The sequence below is a fragment of the Fusobacterium ulcerans genome (genome assembly GCF_003019675.1).
Classification (GTDB): domain Bacteria; phylum Fusobacteriota; class Fusobacteriia; order Fusobacteriales; family Fusobacteriaceae; genus Fusobacterium_A; species Fusobacterium_A ulcerans.
The window spans coordinates 250,932-265,872 of the sequence record NZ_CP028105.1 but is presented as its reverse complement, the minus strand read 5'-3'; the positions used below and the strand labels follow the sequence as shown (position 1 = coordinate 265,872).

The window sequence follows — 14,941 nt, the reverse complement described above, 5'->3', positions numbered from 1 at the left end:
ATCTACCTCCTTAAAAAAGCCTTCTACAATTTCATTATACAACTTTCTTAAGTTTTTTAAAATAGATTTTTAATATTACATAAAGTTTTTAAGGTTCTCAGTAAGTTTATCCATCTTATCTTGATGTTCTTTTTGAATTCTTCTTTCTCTCTCCAGAATATGGGCAGGAGCTTTAGAAGTAAATCTTTCATCAGAAAGTTTAGCATTAACTTTATCAAGATCTTTTTGTACTTTTTCTATCTGTTCTTGAATTTTTTTGATTTCTACTTCAGCATTTAAAAGTCCAGTAAGTATCATATATACTTCAGAATTTCCAGCTACTCTGAATCCACTTTGTTCAGGTTTTTCCATATCTTTACCATACTTAAGTTCTTCTATTTTAGCTAACTTAGTTATGAAAATGTAGTTGTCTTCAAGAGTTTTTAGTTCCATTTCATCAGAAGTTTTGATAACAACTTTTACTTCTTTAGCTGGAGAGATTCCCATTTCAGCTTTAATGTTTCTTAAAGAAGAAATAACATCTTTAATATACTCAAATGAATTTTCTATGTCTCTGTTGATTAGTGATTCATCAGCTACAGGATATTGCTGTATCATAATAGAATCTCCTTCAACTTTAATTTTCTGCCAGATCTCTTCTGTTATGAACGGCATAAATGGGTGAAGCATTCTAAGTCCAGCTTCCAATACTGTCCAAAGTACATATTGAGCAGTTGTTTTAGATGCTTTTCCAGCTTCATCATCATTGTATAGTCTTACTTTTGCAAGTTCAACATACCAGTCACAGAAGTCTCCTCTTAAGAATTCATAAACAGCCTTAGCAGCGTCATCTAATTGGAATTTATCAATGTAGTCAGCTACTTCTTTAGAAGTTTCATTCATTCTAGAGAATATCCATTTATCAACCAATTCAAGTTTAAGCTCTTCTTTATTTACAGATTTTACATCAAATCCTTCAAGGTTCATGATAACAAATCTTGCAACGTTCCATATTTTGTTAGCAAAGTTTCTTCCCATTTCAAGAAGTTTCTCAGAGAAGTGTACATCTTGCCCTTGAGATGTGTTATATATCATAGAGAATCTGATAGCATCTGCTCCGAATTCTTCTATTAAATTCAATGGATCAGGAGAATTTCCTAATGATTTAGACATTTTTCTACCAAGCTCATCTCTTACAATTCCGTGGAAGAATACATCTTTGAAAGGAATCTCTTTCATTTCATAAAGCCCAAACATGATCATTCTAGCTACCCAGAAGAAGATGATATCTGCTCCTGTTACAAGTGTAGATGTAGGATAGAAAGTTTCAAGTTCTTTAGTTTTTTCAGGCCATCCCATTGTAGAGAAAGGCCATAATGCAGATGAGAACCAAGTATCTAGTACATCTTCTTCCTGAATTAATTCCATTTCTTTTCCATAATGTTTAACAGCCATTTCTTTAGCTTCATTTTCATCTCTTGCTACAAATATGTACTTATCAGGACCATACCATGCTGGGATTCTATGTCCCCACCAAAGTTGTCTTGAGATACACCAGTCTCTTATATTTTCAAGCCAGTTGTAATAGATTTTCTCCATTCTCTTAGGCATGATTTTTATTTCACCATTTCTTACTACTTCCAAAGCTTTTTGAGCTAAAGTTTCAGTTTTTACAAACCATTGTTTAGAAACTCTTGGTTCAACTACAGTTTGACATCTATAGCATTGACCTACATTGTGTTTTATATTTTCTACTTTAATAAGAGCTCCAGTTTCTTTTAATTCTTCAACCATTACTTTTCTAGCTTCAAATCTGTCTAGTCCAGCATATTTAGGAAATTCATCAGTAACTGTAGCTTCTTTTGTAAGCATGTTGATTATAGGAAGATCATGTTTTTTCCCTACATTAAAGTCATTAGGGTCATGAGCAGGAGTTATTTTAAGAGCTCCAGTTCCAAATTCTCTATCTACATAATCATCAGCTATTACAGGAATTTCTCTTCCTACTAATGGAAGGATAAGTTTTTTTCCTATAAGGTGTTTATATCTGTCATCTTCAGGATGTACAGCAACTGCTACGTCAGCCAGCATTGTTTCAGGTCTTGAAGTAGCTATTATTATAAATTCATCAGAATCTTTTACTGGATATTTAACATGCCATAAATGACCATCTTTTTCCACATGTTCAACTTCATCGTCAGCAAGAGCAGTACCACATCTTGGGCACCAGTTTACCATGTATTCACCTTGATAGATAAGTCCATCATTATATAAGTGAACAAATATTTCTCTTACAGCTTTTGAAAGTCCTTCATCCATTGTAAATCTTTCTCTGTCCCAGTCAAGAGAAGCACCAATTTTTCTTAATTGAGTAGTGATAATACCACCATGCTTTTCTTTCCATTTCCAAGTTTCTTCAATAAATTTTTCTCTTCCTAAATCTTCTTTTTTTAATCCCTCTTCAGCAAGTTTTCTTTCAACTTTATTTTGAGTAGCTATTCCAGCATGGTCACATCCTGGAAGCCATAAAGTATTATAACCACACATTCTCTTATATCTTACTAGAGTATCTTGGATAGAGTTATTAAGTATATGCCCCATATGAAGTATACCAGTGACGTTTGGAGGAGGGATAACTATTGAATAGCTTTCTTTTCCTTCTTCCATTTTTCCTGCAAAGTATTTAGAATCTTCCCAGATCTTATACCATTTTGACTCTATTTCCTTAGGGGAATAAGTCTTATTAAGTTCTTCCATTTAAAATTCCTCCCAATAAACTTATATATAATATTTAATCATTCTTTTCCAACATAGTTTCTATAAAATTAAGAATATCTTCTTTTCCATTATCTGAAAGTGAAGAATGAAAGAAAACATCCTCATTATGAAATTCTATCTTTTTCTTTATTTCTTTCATTACTTTAAATTTTTCATTATTTGAAACTTTATCTATTTTAGTAAAAATTATTTTAAAAGGGATATCATGGTGATCAAGATATACAAGCATTTCTATATCTTCCTGACTAGGGATTCTTCTTATATCTAAAAGGACAAATACCAGTTTTTTTCTTGGACTGGCAATATATCTATCCATTGTTTTTCCCCATTCAGCCTTCATCTCTTTAGGTACTTTGGCAAATCCATATCCTGGAAGGTCAACTATAAAGAATTCATTATTTATTTTGAAATAGTTTATAAGTTGAGTCCTTCCTGGAGTTTTACTTGTTTTTGCCAATTTTTTTCTACCAGTAATGCTGTTGATTAAAGAGGATTTTCCTACATTAGATCTTCCTACAAAAGCAAATTCCATATTATTTAATTGCTCTGGGTAATCTTTTTCATAAACTGCCGATTTAACAAAATCTGCCTGTTTTACATTCATAAATCTTCCTCACTTAAAAAATTATTTGTCTGCAAAAACCAGTTTTTCTACATCATCATATGTTTTAGCAAAGTGGATAGTCATAGTTTTTGCTACTTCAGAAGGAATATCACTTTCATCCATTCTATTGTCATCAGGAAGGATAACTTCTCTGATACCAGCTCTGTGAGCTCCTATAACTTTTTCTTTTACTCCGCCTATTGCTAGGACATCTCCAGTAATAGTAACTTCACCAGTCATTGCTATATCCTGTCTTACCTGTCTTCCAGTAAGGACAGAAAGTATAGCTGTAACAATAGTTATACCAGCAGAAGGACCATCTTTAGGTGTTGCTCCCTCTGGGAAGTGAAGATGTATATTCTTCTTTTCAAAGAATTCTGGGTTTTCTAATTTATATTTATCAAGGTTAGCTTTTACATAAGTAAATGCTACTTGAGCTGATTCTTTCATTACATTTCCTAATGTTCCAGTTAGAGATATTTCTCCTTTACCAGGGATAGAGACTCCTTGTACTTCAAGAGTAACTCCTCCTACAGAAGTCCATGCTAATCCATTTACTACACCTTGTTTAGGTTGTTTTTCCTTAGCCTTTTCAGGTCTGAATTTAGGTTTTCCTAAAAGTTTTTCAAGACTTGAGCTTTTTATTGTGAATTTCTTTTTCTTTTGCTCAACTACTTCTCTAGCTATTTTTCTGCAAAGAGTTATAATTTCTCTTTTTAGATTTCTTACTCCAGCTTCTCTAGTATATTCATCAATAATTTTCATGATGACACTATCAGGAATATGAATATCATAATCTTTAAGTCCATTTTCTTCTTTAGCTTGTTTGATAAGATATTTTTTAGCTATATGAAGTTTTTCAAACTCTGTATATGAAGAGATATTTATTATTTCCATTCTGTCTCTCAAAGGAGGAGAAACATTTCTAAGATCATTTGCTGTTGCTACAAAGAATACTTTTGAAAGGTCAAAAGGCATATCAACGTAGTGATCTTCAAAATGGCTGTTTTGTTCAGGATCAAGTACTTCAAGCATAGCTGAAGCTGGATCTCCTTTGTAGTCATTAGACATTTTATCTATTTCATCCAGCAAGATAACAGGGTTTTTAGTTCCAGCATCTTTCATAGCTTTGATAAGTTTACCAGGCATAGAACCAATATATGTTCTTCTGTGTCCTCTTATTTCAGCTTCATCTCTTACTCCACCAAGAGACACTCTTACAAATTTTCTTCCCATAGCATCAGCTATAGACTTAACAAGGGAAGTTTTTCCTATTCCAGGAGGTCCTGCAAGACAAAGGATTCCACCTTTCATATTTGGATTAAGTTTCTTCACAGAAAGATAATCTAAAACTCTGTTTTTAGCATCTTTTAATCCATAGTGATCTCTTTCTAAAATTTCATTGGCTTTTTTCAAGTCAAGAATATCTTTAGTAGTTTTTTCCCATGGAAGATCAAGTACAGTTTCAATATAATTTCTTGATACTGTTGCTTCAGCAGAGAATGGAGGCATTTTAGAAAGCTTTTTCATCTCAACATCAAGTTTTTGTTTAACTTCTTTAGGAAGTTTAGCTTTCTTTAGTTTTTCAACAAGATCAAGCATATCATCATCTTGTGAATAATCTCCCAATTCTTCTTTCATAGCAGATATTTTTTCTTTTATGTAGTAAGCTTTTTGAGCTTCGTTCATTTTTGTTTTTACTTTATCATCTATTTTCTTTTCAAGAGAAGCTATTTCCATTTCGTTAGTAAGAAGTTCTAATAGCTTATATCCTCTTTCTTTGATATCAAATATTTCTAAAAGTTCCTGTCTTATTTCACTTTTTACAGGAAGATTAGATGAAATAATATCAAAAGCATTATTAATATCTTTGATACCTTTTAGGTTGACTAAAAGTTCTGAAGATATCTTCCCAGTTAAACCTACATATTTTTCAAAGTAGCTTAAAACTTTTCTATATACTGCCTCAGTTTCTTTAGTTTTTCCATTAGTACATTTCAAAATTTTATATGTAGCTTTATATTCAGTCTCTCCTACCTCTATTCCATCAATAGTTACTCTATCTTCTGCTTCTACCAATACTTTTATGTTATTGTTAGGCATTTTAACTATTTGAAGTATGTTGACTATTACTCCAATATTGTATATATCTTCAGGAAAATCAGGATTCTCTTTAGAAGGATCCTTCTGCATCCCTAGTACTAATTTGCTTTTGCTGTTTACAGCTGATTCCAGTGTATTGATACTTTTTACTCTACCTACATATATAGGTGTTACTATACCTGGGAAGATAACTAAGTCCCTAGTAGGTAAAAATAGTGTTTTACTCATAAAGTTATCCCTCCTAATTTTTTTGTTCTTTTTCAATAATAGCTTTTGTTGAATCAAGGACGGCTTCTTCTCCAATTGTAACCTTAGATATAGAATCATCAGAAGGAACTTCGTACATTAATTCAAGCATAGTTTGTTCTATTATTGCTCTAAGACCTCTTGCTCCTATTTTTCTTTCAAGAGCAAGAACGGCGATTTTTTTAAGTGCTTCTGGAGTAAACTCTAAATCTACTCCTTCTAAATCAAACAGTTTTTTGTACTGCTTAACGATTGCGTTTTTAGGTTCTGTAAGTATTCTGATAAGAGCTTTTTCATCAAGATCTTTTAAAGTAGTTATAACAGGAAGTCTTCCAACTAATTCTGGAATTATTCCTTGTCTTACCAAATCTTCAGGTAAAACTTTTATAAATACTTCTCCAACCCTTTCGTCAGTTTCACTCTTTACATCAGCACCAAAACCTATAACTTTTTTATTAGTTCTTGATTTTATTACTTTTTCAAGTCCTTCAAAAGCTCCTCCTACTATGAAAAGGATATTTGCTGTATCTATTTCAATAAGCTCCTGATTAGGATGTTTTCTTCCACCTTGAGGTGGTACTTGTGATTTAGTTCCTTCTATTATTTTTAGAAGAGACTGTTGCACTCCTTCACCAGAAACATCTCTTGTAATAGATACATTTTCTGATTTTCTTGCTATTTTATCTATTTCATCTATATAAATAATTCCTCTTTCAGCAGCATCTACATCATAATCAGCAGCTTGCAGAAGTCTTACTAATACATTCTCAACGTCATCTCCTACATATCCTGCTTCAGTAAGAGTAGTAGCATCAGCTATTGCAAAAGGCACACTTAGACATCTTGCAAGAGTTTGTGCTAGAAGAGTTTTACCAGAACCAGTAGGTCCGATTAAAAGGACATTAGATTTTTGAAGCTCTACATTATTATCCTCATTTTCCTGAGTATTTTTATCTAATATTCTTTTATAATGATTATATACGGCAACTGAAAGGATTTTCTTTGTTTCATCCTGTCCAATTACATATTCATCAAGTTTTTCTTTTATCTCCTTTGGTGTCAAAAGAGAATCTGGTGATATATCTTCTGGAAGTTTTTCTCCCATTTTTTCGTTAGAAAGTTCAAGGATATCAAAACAGCTTTCTATACATCTGTCACAGATAAGAGCTCCATCTATTCCACTGAATAATTTAGAAACTTCATTTTCAGTACTTCCACAGAAGGAACATCTAGCTTTTTTACTCATATCATTCTCCTTTATTTTTTAAAGACTTGATCAATAAGACCATAATTTTTTGCTTCTTCAGCTGACATATAGTTGTCTCTTTCAGTATCATTTAGGATTTCTGAAAGTGATTTTCCTGTGCAGTCAGCCATTATTTGAGATAGCATCTCTTTCATTCTCAATATTTCTTTTGCCTGTATTTCTATATCTGTCGCCTGACCTCTTGCTCCACCTAAAGGTTGGTGAATCATTATTCTAGAATGTTCTAGAGCATATCTTTTTCCTTTTGCTCCAGCCCCTAAAAGAAGAGCACCCATACTTGCTGCCTGACCAATGCAGACAGTTTGTACATCAGGTTTTATATAGTTCATAGTATCATATATAGCCATTCCTGCTGTAACTACTCCACCAGGACTATTTATATACATAATGATATCTTTATCAGGATCTTCAGCTTCAAGAAAAAGAAGTTGTGCCACAATTGCATTTGCTACATTATCATCTATTTCTGTTCCTAAGAATATTATCCTATCTTTTAAAAGTCTTGAATATATATCATAGGCCCTTTCTGATCTACCTGTACTTTCTACTACTGTTGGACTATACATAAATATTACCTCCTTAAATAAATAACAAAATGATAGATTTCTCCATTATTCAGTTATTTATTTAAGCTATAGGAAGCAGCTAGCTGCTTCCTATAGTATTGTGATTATTATTTTGCAGTTTCAACTAAAAGGTTGATAGCTTTTTGCATCATACATTCACCTTTTAATGTATATTTAAAGTTATCATAGTTGTTGTGAGTTTTTAATTCTTCTTCTAATTTAGCTAAATCCATTCCATAATATTTAGCAACTTCTGTCATTTTAGCAGTAACTTCTTCTTCAGAAACTTCTAAGTTTTCAGCTTTAGCTATAGCTTCAAGTATAAGATCTACTTTTACTTTTCCAGCAGCCATAGGAGCGATTTGATTTTCTAATTTAGCTCTGTCCATTCCAGTCATTTGTAGGTACATATCCATTCCTATACCTTGAGCTGAAAGTTGGTTTTCCATTTCAGAGATTCTATTTTTAACTTCAGTAGCTACCATAGAGAAAGGAACTTCTACTTTTGAACTAGCAGCAACTTTATCTAATAATTTACCAATGTACTCATTTTTGATTCTAGCTTCTTCTCTAGCTTTGATTTCTTCAGTTTTTTTAGCTTTAAGATCTTCAATAGATTCAAATCCTAATTCTTTAGCTAATTCTTCATTTAGTTCAGGAACAACAAGTTTTTTGATAGCGTTGATTTTAACTTTGAAAACAGCAGGTTTTCCAGCAAGATCAGCAGCGTGATATTGCTCAGGGAAAGTTACATTAATTTCTCCTTCTTGTCCAGCTGTATAACCAACTAGTTGGTCTTCAAAATTATCAATAAACATCTTAGAACCTAATTTTAAAGTATGAGATTCAGATTTTCCTCCTTCAAAAGGAACACCATCTACAAATCCTTCAAAAGCAAGATCAACAGTATCTCCCATTTCAGCTTTGTGTCCAGCTTCAGTATCTTCTAATTTAGACTTGCTGTTTACCATGATTTCAAGTTCTTTGTTTAAAACTTCTTCAGTCATTTCAAAAGTTTCTTTTTCAGCTTCTAATCCTTTATATTCTCCTAATTCAACAGTTGGATATACATCAACTTTGAAAGTAAGATCAAAAGCATCATTAAGGTTAGTTACTACACTGTGAATATAGCTTATAGGCATGATGTTTTCAGCTTTCACTACTTCTTCATAGTATTTATGTAAAACTTTCTCAGTAACTTCCTCTTTTAGAGCATCTTTGAATTGAGCTTCAACTTTGTCTAGAGGAGCTTTCCCTTTTCTGAATCCAGGAACTTCTGCTTTACCTGCAAGTTCTGCTAATACCTCATTTTTAATAGGACTTACTTCTTCAGTAGTAAGAGAAATTTTGATTTCTACTGCTGAATTTTCTAATTTTTTGATTTCGTGTTTCATTTTTCCTCCTTGATCTATTTAGTAAAAATTTCATAAAAATCGTCTTTTATTTTAATATCTTTTACCCTGATTTGAAAAATTTCCTCTCCTCTATACAGAGTTTTTTCAGGGTAATAAACAATATCAAACTTTTGAATTTTAGCTTCTATTTCGTTTATTTTATGACCTAGATCGAATGCTACCATATGATAATTTTTTCCATTTTTTCTTATTATTCCATTAAAATGTCTTTCATCTACACCAAATTTTTTGATAGTTTCAAAGGAAAGATCTCTATCAATAAATAAAGGATGTGGATTTTCAAGCCCATATGGTGATATACTTTCCATAGTCTCAAACATATCTTCATCAATGTTTTCAATAGAATATTCTGTATCTATTTTCAAACTCTTTTTTTCTTTTTCTATTTTTATATTTTCTATACTTGCTTCAAAAATATTTTTTACCTCTTCAAAATTTTCAGACTTTACTATGAAGCCAGCCGCAAGATCGTGTCCACCAAATCTAACAAGCTTTTTACCCATATTCTGAAATATATTGAAAACACTTATTCCTTTTACACTTCTGCAAGATGCTTTTCCTATTCCATCTTTAAATGCGACAAGTGTTACAGGAATGTTATATTTTACACTTAATCTTGAAGACACAACACCAATAACTCCAGGATGCCATTTTTCTGAACTTAAGAATATACATTTAAGATTTTTAAGTCCTACTTTTGCAATTTCCTGATTGGCCTCATCATATATATTTTTTTCAAGTTCTCTTCTTTTCTTATTTGATTTTTTCATTTCTTCTATTATATTATAGATTTCAAAATCATCCTCTTTCAAGAAAAAATCAGCTCCCATTTTGGAAATTCCTACTCTTCCAAGAGAATTGATTAGAGGAGATATAAAGTAACTTACATCTGTTGTATTTATAGTTTTATTTTGAAATTTAAGATATTTCAAAAGATACATAAGCCCTTTTACTTTAGTTTTTTTCAAAGCTCTAAGACCCTGTTTAATTATTATTCTGTTTTCATCTGTCATAGGAACAACATCAGCAACCGTGCCAATCATAACTATATCCATATACTGGTGCAGGTCTTTTATATCAATTTTAAGTTTTTGATATACACCCTGAGCTACTTTTAAAGCAACTCCAGCTCCAGACAGGTATTTGAATTCATAAGTATCACTTAATTTGGGATTCAAGAGAAGGAGATGATCATCTTCCTCCTCTTTTATACTTTTATGATGGTCAGTGACTATCACATCTATCCCTAAACTCTCTGCATATTTTACATCTTCTATAGAATTGACACCAGTATCAACAGTGATAACCAGTTTTCCCTTCTCTTTATTAATGAAGTCAATGGTTTTTTTATCCAGTCCATAGCCTTCTTCCATTCTATTGGGAATGTAATAGTCTACTTCTATTCCAATGTTTCTGAAGACTAGAACAAGAAATACAGCTGCTGTTATTCCATCAACATCATAATCTCCATAAATAAAAACTTTTTCCTTTTTTTCTCTTTTTTCTAAAATTTTATCTACTACTTTTTCCATTTTTTCAAATTTGAAAGGGTCTCTAAAATCAGAAATTTTTGGGCTTATAAATTCATCTGCTTTTTTTCCATCTTCAAAGCCTCTATTGAGTAATAAGGTAGTAAGTAATCTATTCTTCTTCCATTGAGCAGCCTTAGTATCAATAAGAGTCTGAGGTAGCGAACTATATTCCCAATGCATCATACCACTACCTTTTCAAATCATTTAAAAGTTTTGATATTTTTACTGCATGTTCAATAGAGTCATCTATTTTAACTCTTATTTCAGGGATATATCTGATTTCGATCTCTTCAGCTACTCTTTTTCTTAGAAATCCTTTTATTTGATTTAATCCTTCTAATACTTCATCAGTATTTACATCTTCCTGTCCCATTACACTAAAAAATACATCTGCAAATTTTAGGTCTTCAGTAACATGCACACTTGTAACTGATACAATACCTTTTATTTTTGGATTTTTTACTTCTTCAAGAAGAGCTTGAGATATAACTCTAGCCATTTCTTTTTCTATTCCTGCTAATCTTTGTCTTTTCATTTTTCATCACTCTCTTTCTATATGAACTATTGATCTAGTTATTTCTTATTTCAGAGTTCTTTTAATTTCTTGGATTTCAAATGCCTCAACAATATCTCCTTCTTTGATATCGTTAAAGTTTTCTACTCCAAGTCCACATTCTTGTCCTGCAACTACTTCTTTAGCATCATCTTTATATCTTTTCAATGAAGAAAGTTTTCCTTCATACATAACTATTCCATCTCTTAGTATTCTGATATTTGAGTCATTTTTAACTTTTCCGTCAACAACAACGCATCCAGCTATGTTTCCAACTTTAGAAACTTTAAATACTTTTTTGATTTCAATTCTTCCAAGGTATATTTCTTTGAACTCAGGTTCAAGCATACCAGTCAGAGCTTTCTCTATATCTTCAGTGATGTGATAAATGATATTTGAAGTTCTTATTTCAACACCATTAACATCAGCTTCTTTTATAGCTTTTGTAGTAGGTCTTACATGGAAACCTATTATAATAGCATTTGAAACTTCAGCAAGTTTAACGTCACTTTCTGTAATTGCTCCAGAAGCAGCTTGAATAATATTAACAGCAACTTCATTAGTTGAAAGTTTCATCAATGATTCTCTTAACGCTTCTACAGAACCTCTAGAATCAGCTCTTAATACAAGGTTAAGTTCTTTAAGGTTTTCATGATCAAATTGCTCTGATAATGATTCAAGCGAGATAGTCTTCTTACTAGTTTCAGAAAGTTTTCTCTCCTTGGCCACTTCTTCAACAATTCTTTTAGCATGTTGTTCATTTTGAATAACATACATAGTATCTCCAGCTTGAGGTACTTGGTTGAAACCAATAATTTCAGCTGGCTGAGAAAGTTCTACTTTTTCTACTCTTTCTCCTCTATCATTAATCAATGCTCTTACTTTACCATAAACTTCTCCAGCAACTATAACATCACCTATTTTTAGTGTACCCTCTTGAACAAGAATGTCTGCGATAGGTCCAACTTTAGGATCAAGTTTAGATTCAAGAACAACTCCTTTAGCTCTTTTCTTAGGGTTAGCTTTAAGTTCAAGAATCTCAGCTGTGATAAGTATAGTATCAAGCAATGTATCAAGGTTTAATTGTTTTTTAGCAGATACTTCAACAAATTCAGTATCTCCTCCCCATTCAATAGAAACAAGTCCATGTTCCATAAGCTCTTGTTTTACTTTTTGTGGGTTAGCTTCAGGTTTATCAATTTTATTTACTGCAACAATAATAGGAACATTAGCAGCTTTTGCATGTGACAGAGCTTCTATTGTTTGTGGCATAACTCCATCATCAGCAGCAACAACTAATATAGCAATATCAGTAACTTGTGCTCCTCTGGCTCTCATATCAGTAAAAGCCTCATGTCCAGGAGTGTCAACGAAAGTGATTTTTTTACCACTTTTAACAACTTGATAAGCTCCAATCTTTTGAGTAATTCCACCATCTTCTCCAGAAACTACATTACTTGCTCTAATAGCATCAAGCAATGATGTCTTACCATGGTCAACGTGTCCCATAATAGTAATAACAGGAGGTCTTTCAACAAGATCTTCATCTTTGTCTTCAAGCTCAAGAGCAAATTTTTCTCCAAACTCTAATTCTACTTCTTCTTCTTTTTCAACTAAAGCATCATAATCCATAGCTATTTCTTCAGCCATCTCTATAGATATAGGGCTGTTTATAGTAAGCATTTGTCCTTTAAGGAAAAGCTTTTTAATTATTTCAGCACTACCTACACCAAGTCTTGATGCAAAATCACCTAAAGTGATCTCTCCTCTTACCTTGATTATTTTTACTCCATCTTCTTCAATAGTTTCAGAACCAGCATTATCAACAGTTTTCATAACAAAGTCAGTTCTTCTTCCTTTTTTCTTTTTATTTTTTTTAGATTTTTCATCATCAGTAGTTTTCTCTCCAGAAGCTGGTTTAGCTCCTTTCCAGTTTTTCTTATCTTTTCCAATTTTTATTTGTTGAGATTTTTTACCGTTACCTAATCCTTCTTCTTCAAATATATCATCTGTTTCTGTTTCTACAACCTTTTTATTCAAACTATCTCCTTTTCCATTTGAAGTCGTTTTTTCAGGCTTCACAATCATTTCTTCTTTATTATTATTTATATTTTCAAAATATTTATCTATTTTTTTCACATCTTCCTCAGCTAAACCAGATAAATGAGATGAAACAGTAATTTTAATATCATCTTTTAAAAGATTTAAAAACTCTTTATTTCCCATATCGTATTTTTTAGCTAATTCATGTACTCTTACTTTCATTAATTACCTCCTAAATTAGGTTAATTTATGAGGCCACGGGCTATTTTTTTATTTTTAACACCGACGACACTTACTTCATCTTTGCCAAAAATATCTCCAAGTTGATTTTTATTTCCAAAATAAACAAAGTTTATATTTAGTTCTTTAGCTTTAAGCAAAAGTTTTTTTTCATTTTTTTCGCTTATATCTTGTGCCAGAACTAAGAAATGAGTATGCTCTATCTCATCTAAAACCATATTCATTCCAAAAGATAAAACTTGTGAATTTTTCATTGCTTTCAAAATATTCAAATAGTCCTTTTCTCCCTTTTTTAAAAGACTCAACATCTTCATCAGGTCATCTGTGTTCATTTTTATCTTCTTATGCTTAGCAAGTCTTTGAAGACATTCATGAGTTTTACAGACATAGTAGCCTCTGCTTTGCTGCTTTTGTTTTTCATCAAAAACATACTTATCATCCCCTGCTTTAACCAATCTGAATAAATCTTTTTTATCTTTTTTATCCTTACAGATCAAGCAAGTTCTTTCTGGAAAATCCTGATTACTCACTTTGTTCTCCTTCTAAAGAATCCTCTTTAGAACTATTCTCAGTTTTTATATCAACTCTCATACCAGTTAATTTGGCAGCAAGTCTAGCATTTTGCCCGTTTTTACCAATAGCCAGAGATAATTGTGAATTATCAACAATAACTCTTGCAGTATTTTCATCTTCAATAACTTCAACACTTTTTACCTTTGCTGGACTTAATACTGCCGAAACAAATTCTTCAACAGATTCTTTCCAAATAACAATATCTATTTTTTCTCCATTTAATTCATTAACTATATTTTTTATTCTAAGTCCTTTTTGACCTATACATGCTCCTACAGTGTCAATATTAGGATCAGCTGAATATACAGCGACTTTAGCTCTTGAACCAGCTTCTCTGGCAACTGCTTTTATTTCTATCAATCCAGATGTAATTTCTGGTATTTCAAGTTCAAATAATTTTTTCAATAATCCTTCATGCTTTCTAGAAATAACTATTTTAGGGAATTTATTAGTTTTCTCAACTTCTGCTAAGAATACTTTAAGTCTTTCTCCTACTCTATAAGTATCTGCTGGAGATTGTTCAGTGGTAGGAAGGATAGCTTCTATACCATCAAACTCAACAAATATATTTTTCTTCTCATCGATTCTTCTAATAATACCATTAATGATATCATTTTCTTTTCCCTTGAATCTGTCATAAATATATTGTCTTTCAGCTTCTCTTACTTTTTGGATAACTATTTGTTTTCCATTTTGGATAGCATTTCTTCTAAACTCTTCACAGTTGATTTCTATTCTTACTATATCACCAACTTTTACTCTCTTTTTAATTTCTTGAGCATCATCAAGAGAGATTTCAATAGCTGCATCATAAAGGTCTTCAGTTTCTACAACAGTTTTTACCTCATAAAGTTTTACATCACCAGTTTCTCTGTTGATTTCAACTTCTACATTTTCCTCTTCACCATGATTTTTTTTGTAAGCTGCCAAAAGAGCTTGTTCAACAGTTAAAAGAAGATTTTCTTTACTTATTCCTTTTTCTCTTTCTAATTCATCTAGGGCTTCTAAAAAAACTTTAGCGTCTTTACTTTTCATATTATTT

General features: G+C 31.7%; 11 protein-coding genes. All 11 read right to left on the bottom strand.

Annotated elements, in window-relative coordinates; all coding sequences use genetic code 11:
* Nucleotides 1-75: 75 nt before the first annotated feature.
* The 11 genes from C4N20_RS01220 to nusA all read right to left on the bottom strand — a co-directional run bounded on the left by C4N20_RS01220 (nucleotide 76) and on the right by nusA (nucleotide 14,934).
* Nucleotides 76-2,736 carry a valine--tRNA ligase gene (locus C4N20_RS01220; protein ID WP_005981713.1) on the bottom strand — a complete coding sequence of 887 codons (2,661 nt, stop codon included), beginning with the start codon at nucleotides 2,734-2,736 and terminating at the stop codon, nucleotides 76-78.
* A gap of 34 nt (nucleotides 2,737-2,770) precedes the next feature.
* Entirely contained in the window at nucleotides 2,771-3,361 is a 591-nt protein-coding gene (gene yihA / locus C4N20_RS01215; protein ID WP_005981715.1) for a ribosome biogenesis GTP-binding protein YihA/YsxC, read from the bottom strand.
* Nucleotides 3,362-3,382: 21 nt separating this feature from the next.
* A complete protein-coding gene (gene lon / locus C4N20_RS01210) occupies nucleotides 3,383-5,692 on the bottom strand; it encodes an endopeptidase La (RefSeq protein ID WP_005981717.1) in 2,310 nt (769 codons plus the stop codon).
* A gap of 13 nt (nucleotides 5,693-5,705) precedes the next feature.
* Nucleotides 5,706-6,956, bottom strand: coding sequence for an ATP-dependent Clp protease ATP-binding subunit ClpX (gene clpX / locus C4N20_RS01205; protein WP_005981719.1), 1,251 nt, complete (start codon nucleotides 6,954-6,956; stop codon nucleotides 5,706-5,708).
* Nucleotides 6,957-6,967: 11 nt separating this feature from the next.
* Nucleotides 6,968-7,543 carry an ATP-dependent Clp endopeptidase proteolytic subunit ClpP gene (gene clpP / locus C4N20_RS01200; RefSeq protein ID WP_005981721.1) on the bottom strand — a complete coding sequence of 192 codons (576 nt, stop codon included), beginning with the start codon at nucleotides 7,541-7,543 and terminating at the stop codon, nucleotides 6,968-6,970.
* 107 nt (nucleotides 7,544-7,650) lie between these two features.
* Nucleotides 7,651-8,937, bottom strand: a complete 1,287-nt coding sequence (tig, locus tag C4N20_RS01195) for a trigger factor (protein WP_005981723.1) — start codon at nucleotides 8,935-8,937, stop codon at nucleotides 7,651-7,653.
* A gap of 14 nt (nucleotides 8,938-8,951) precedes the next feature.
* Nucleotides 8,952-10,673: a single-stranded-DNA-specific exonuclease RecJ gene (gene recJ / locus C4N20_RS01190; protein ID WP_227372257.1), complete on the bottom strand. Its 1,722-nt coding sequence runs from the start codon at nucleotides 10,671-10,673 to the stop codon at nucleotides 8,952-8,954.
* Nucleotides 10,674-10,677: 4 nt separating this feature from the next.
* Nucleotides 10,678-11,025, bottom strand: coding sequence for a 30S ribosome-binding factor RbfA (rbfA, locus tag C4N20_RS01185; protein ID WP_005981725.1), 348 nt, complete (start codon nucleotides 11,023-11,025; stop codon nucleotides 10,678-10,680).
* Between the two features lie 45 nt (nucleotides 11,026-11,070).
* A complete protein-coding gene (gene infB / locus C4N20_RS01180) occupies nucleotides 11,071-13,308 on the bottom strand; it encodes a translation initiation factor IF-2 (protein WP_005981727.1) in 2,238 nt (745 codons plus the stop codon).
* Nucleotides 13,309-13,328: 20 nt separating this feature from the next.
* The gene (locus C4N20_RS01175) at nucleotides 13,329-13,856 is read right to left on the bottom strand and encodes a DUF448 domain-containing protein (protein WP_005981729.1); all 528 of its coding nucleotides are present in this window, start codon (nucleotides 13,854-13,856) and stop codon (nucleotides 13,329-13,331) included.
* Nucleotides 13,849-14,934, bottom strand: a complete 1,086-nt coding sequence (nusA, locus tag C4N20_RS01170; protein ID WP_005981730.1) for a transcription termination factor NusA — start codon at nucleotides 14,932-14,934, stop codon at nucleotides 13,849-13,851. Before nusA ends, C4N20_RS01175 begins: the two co-directional genes overlap by 8 nt.
* Nucleotides 14,935-14,941: the final 7 nt, after the last annotated feature.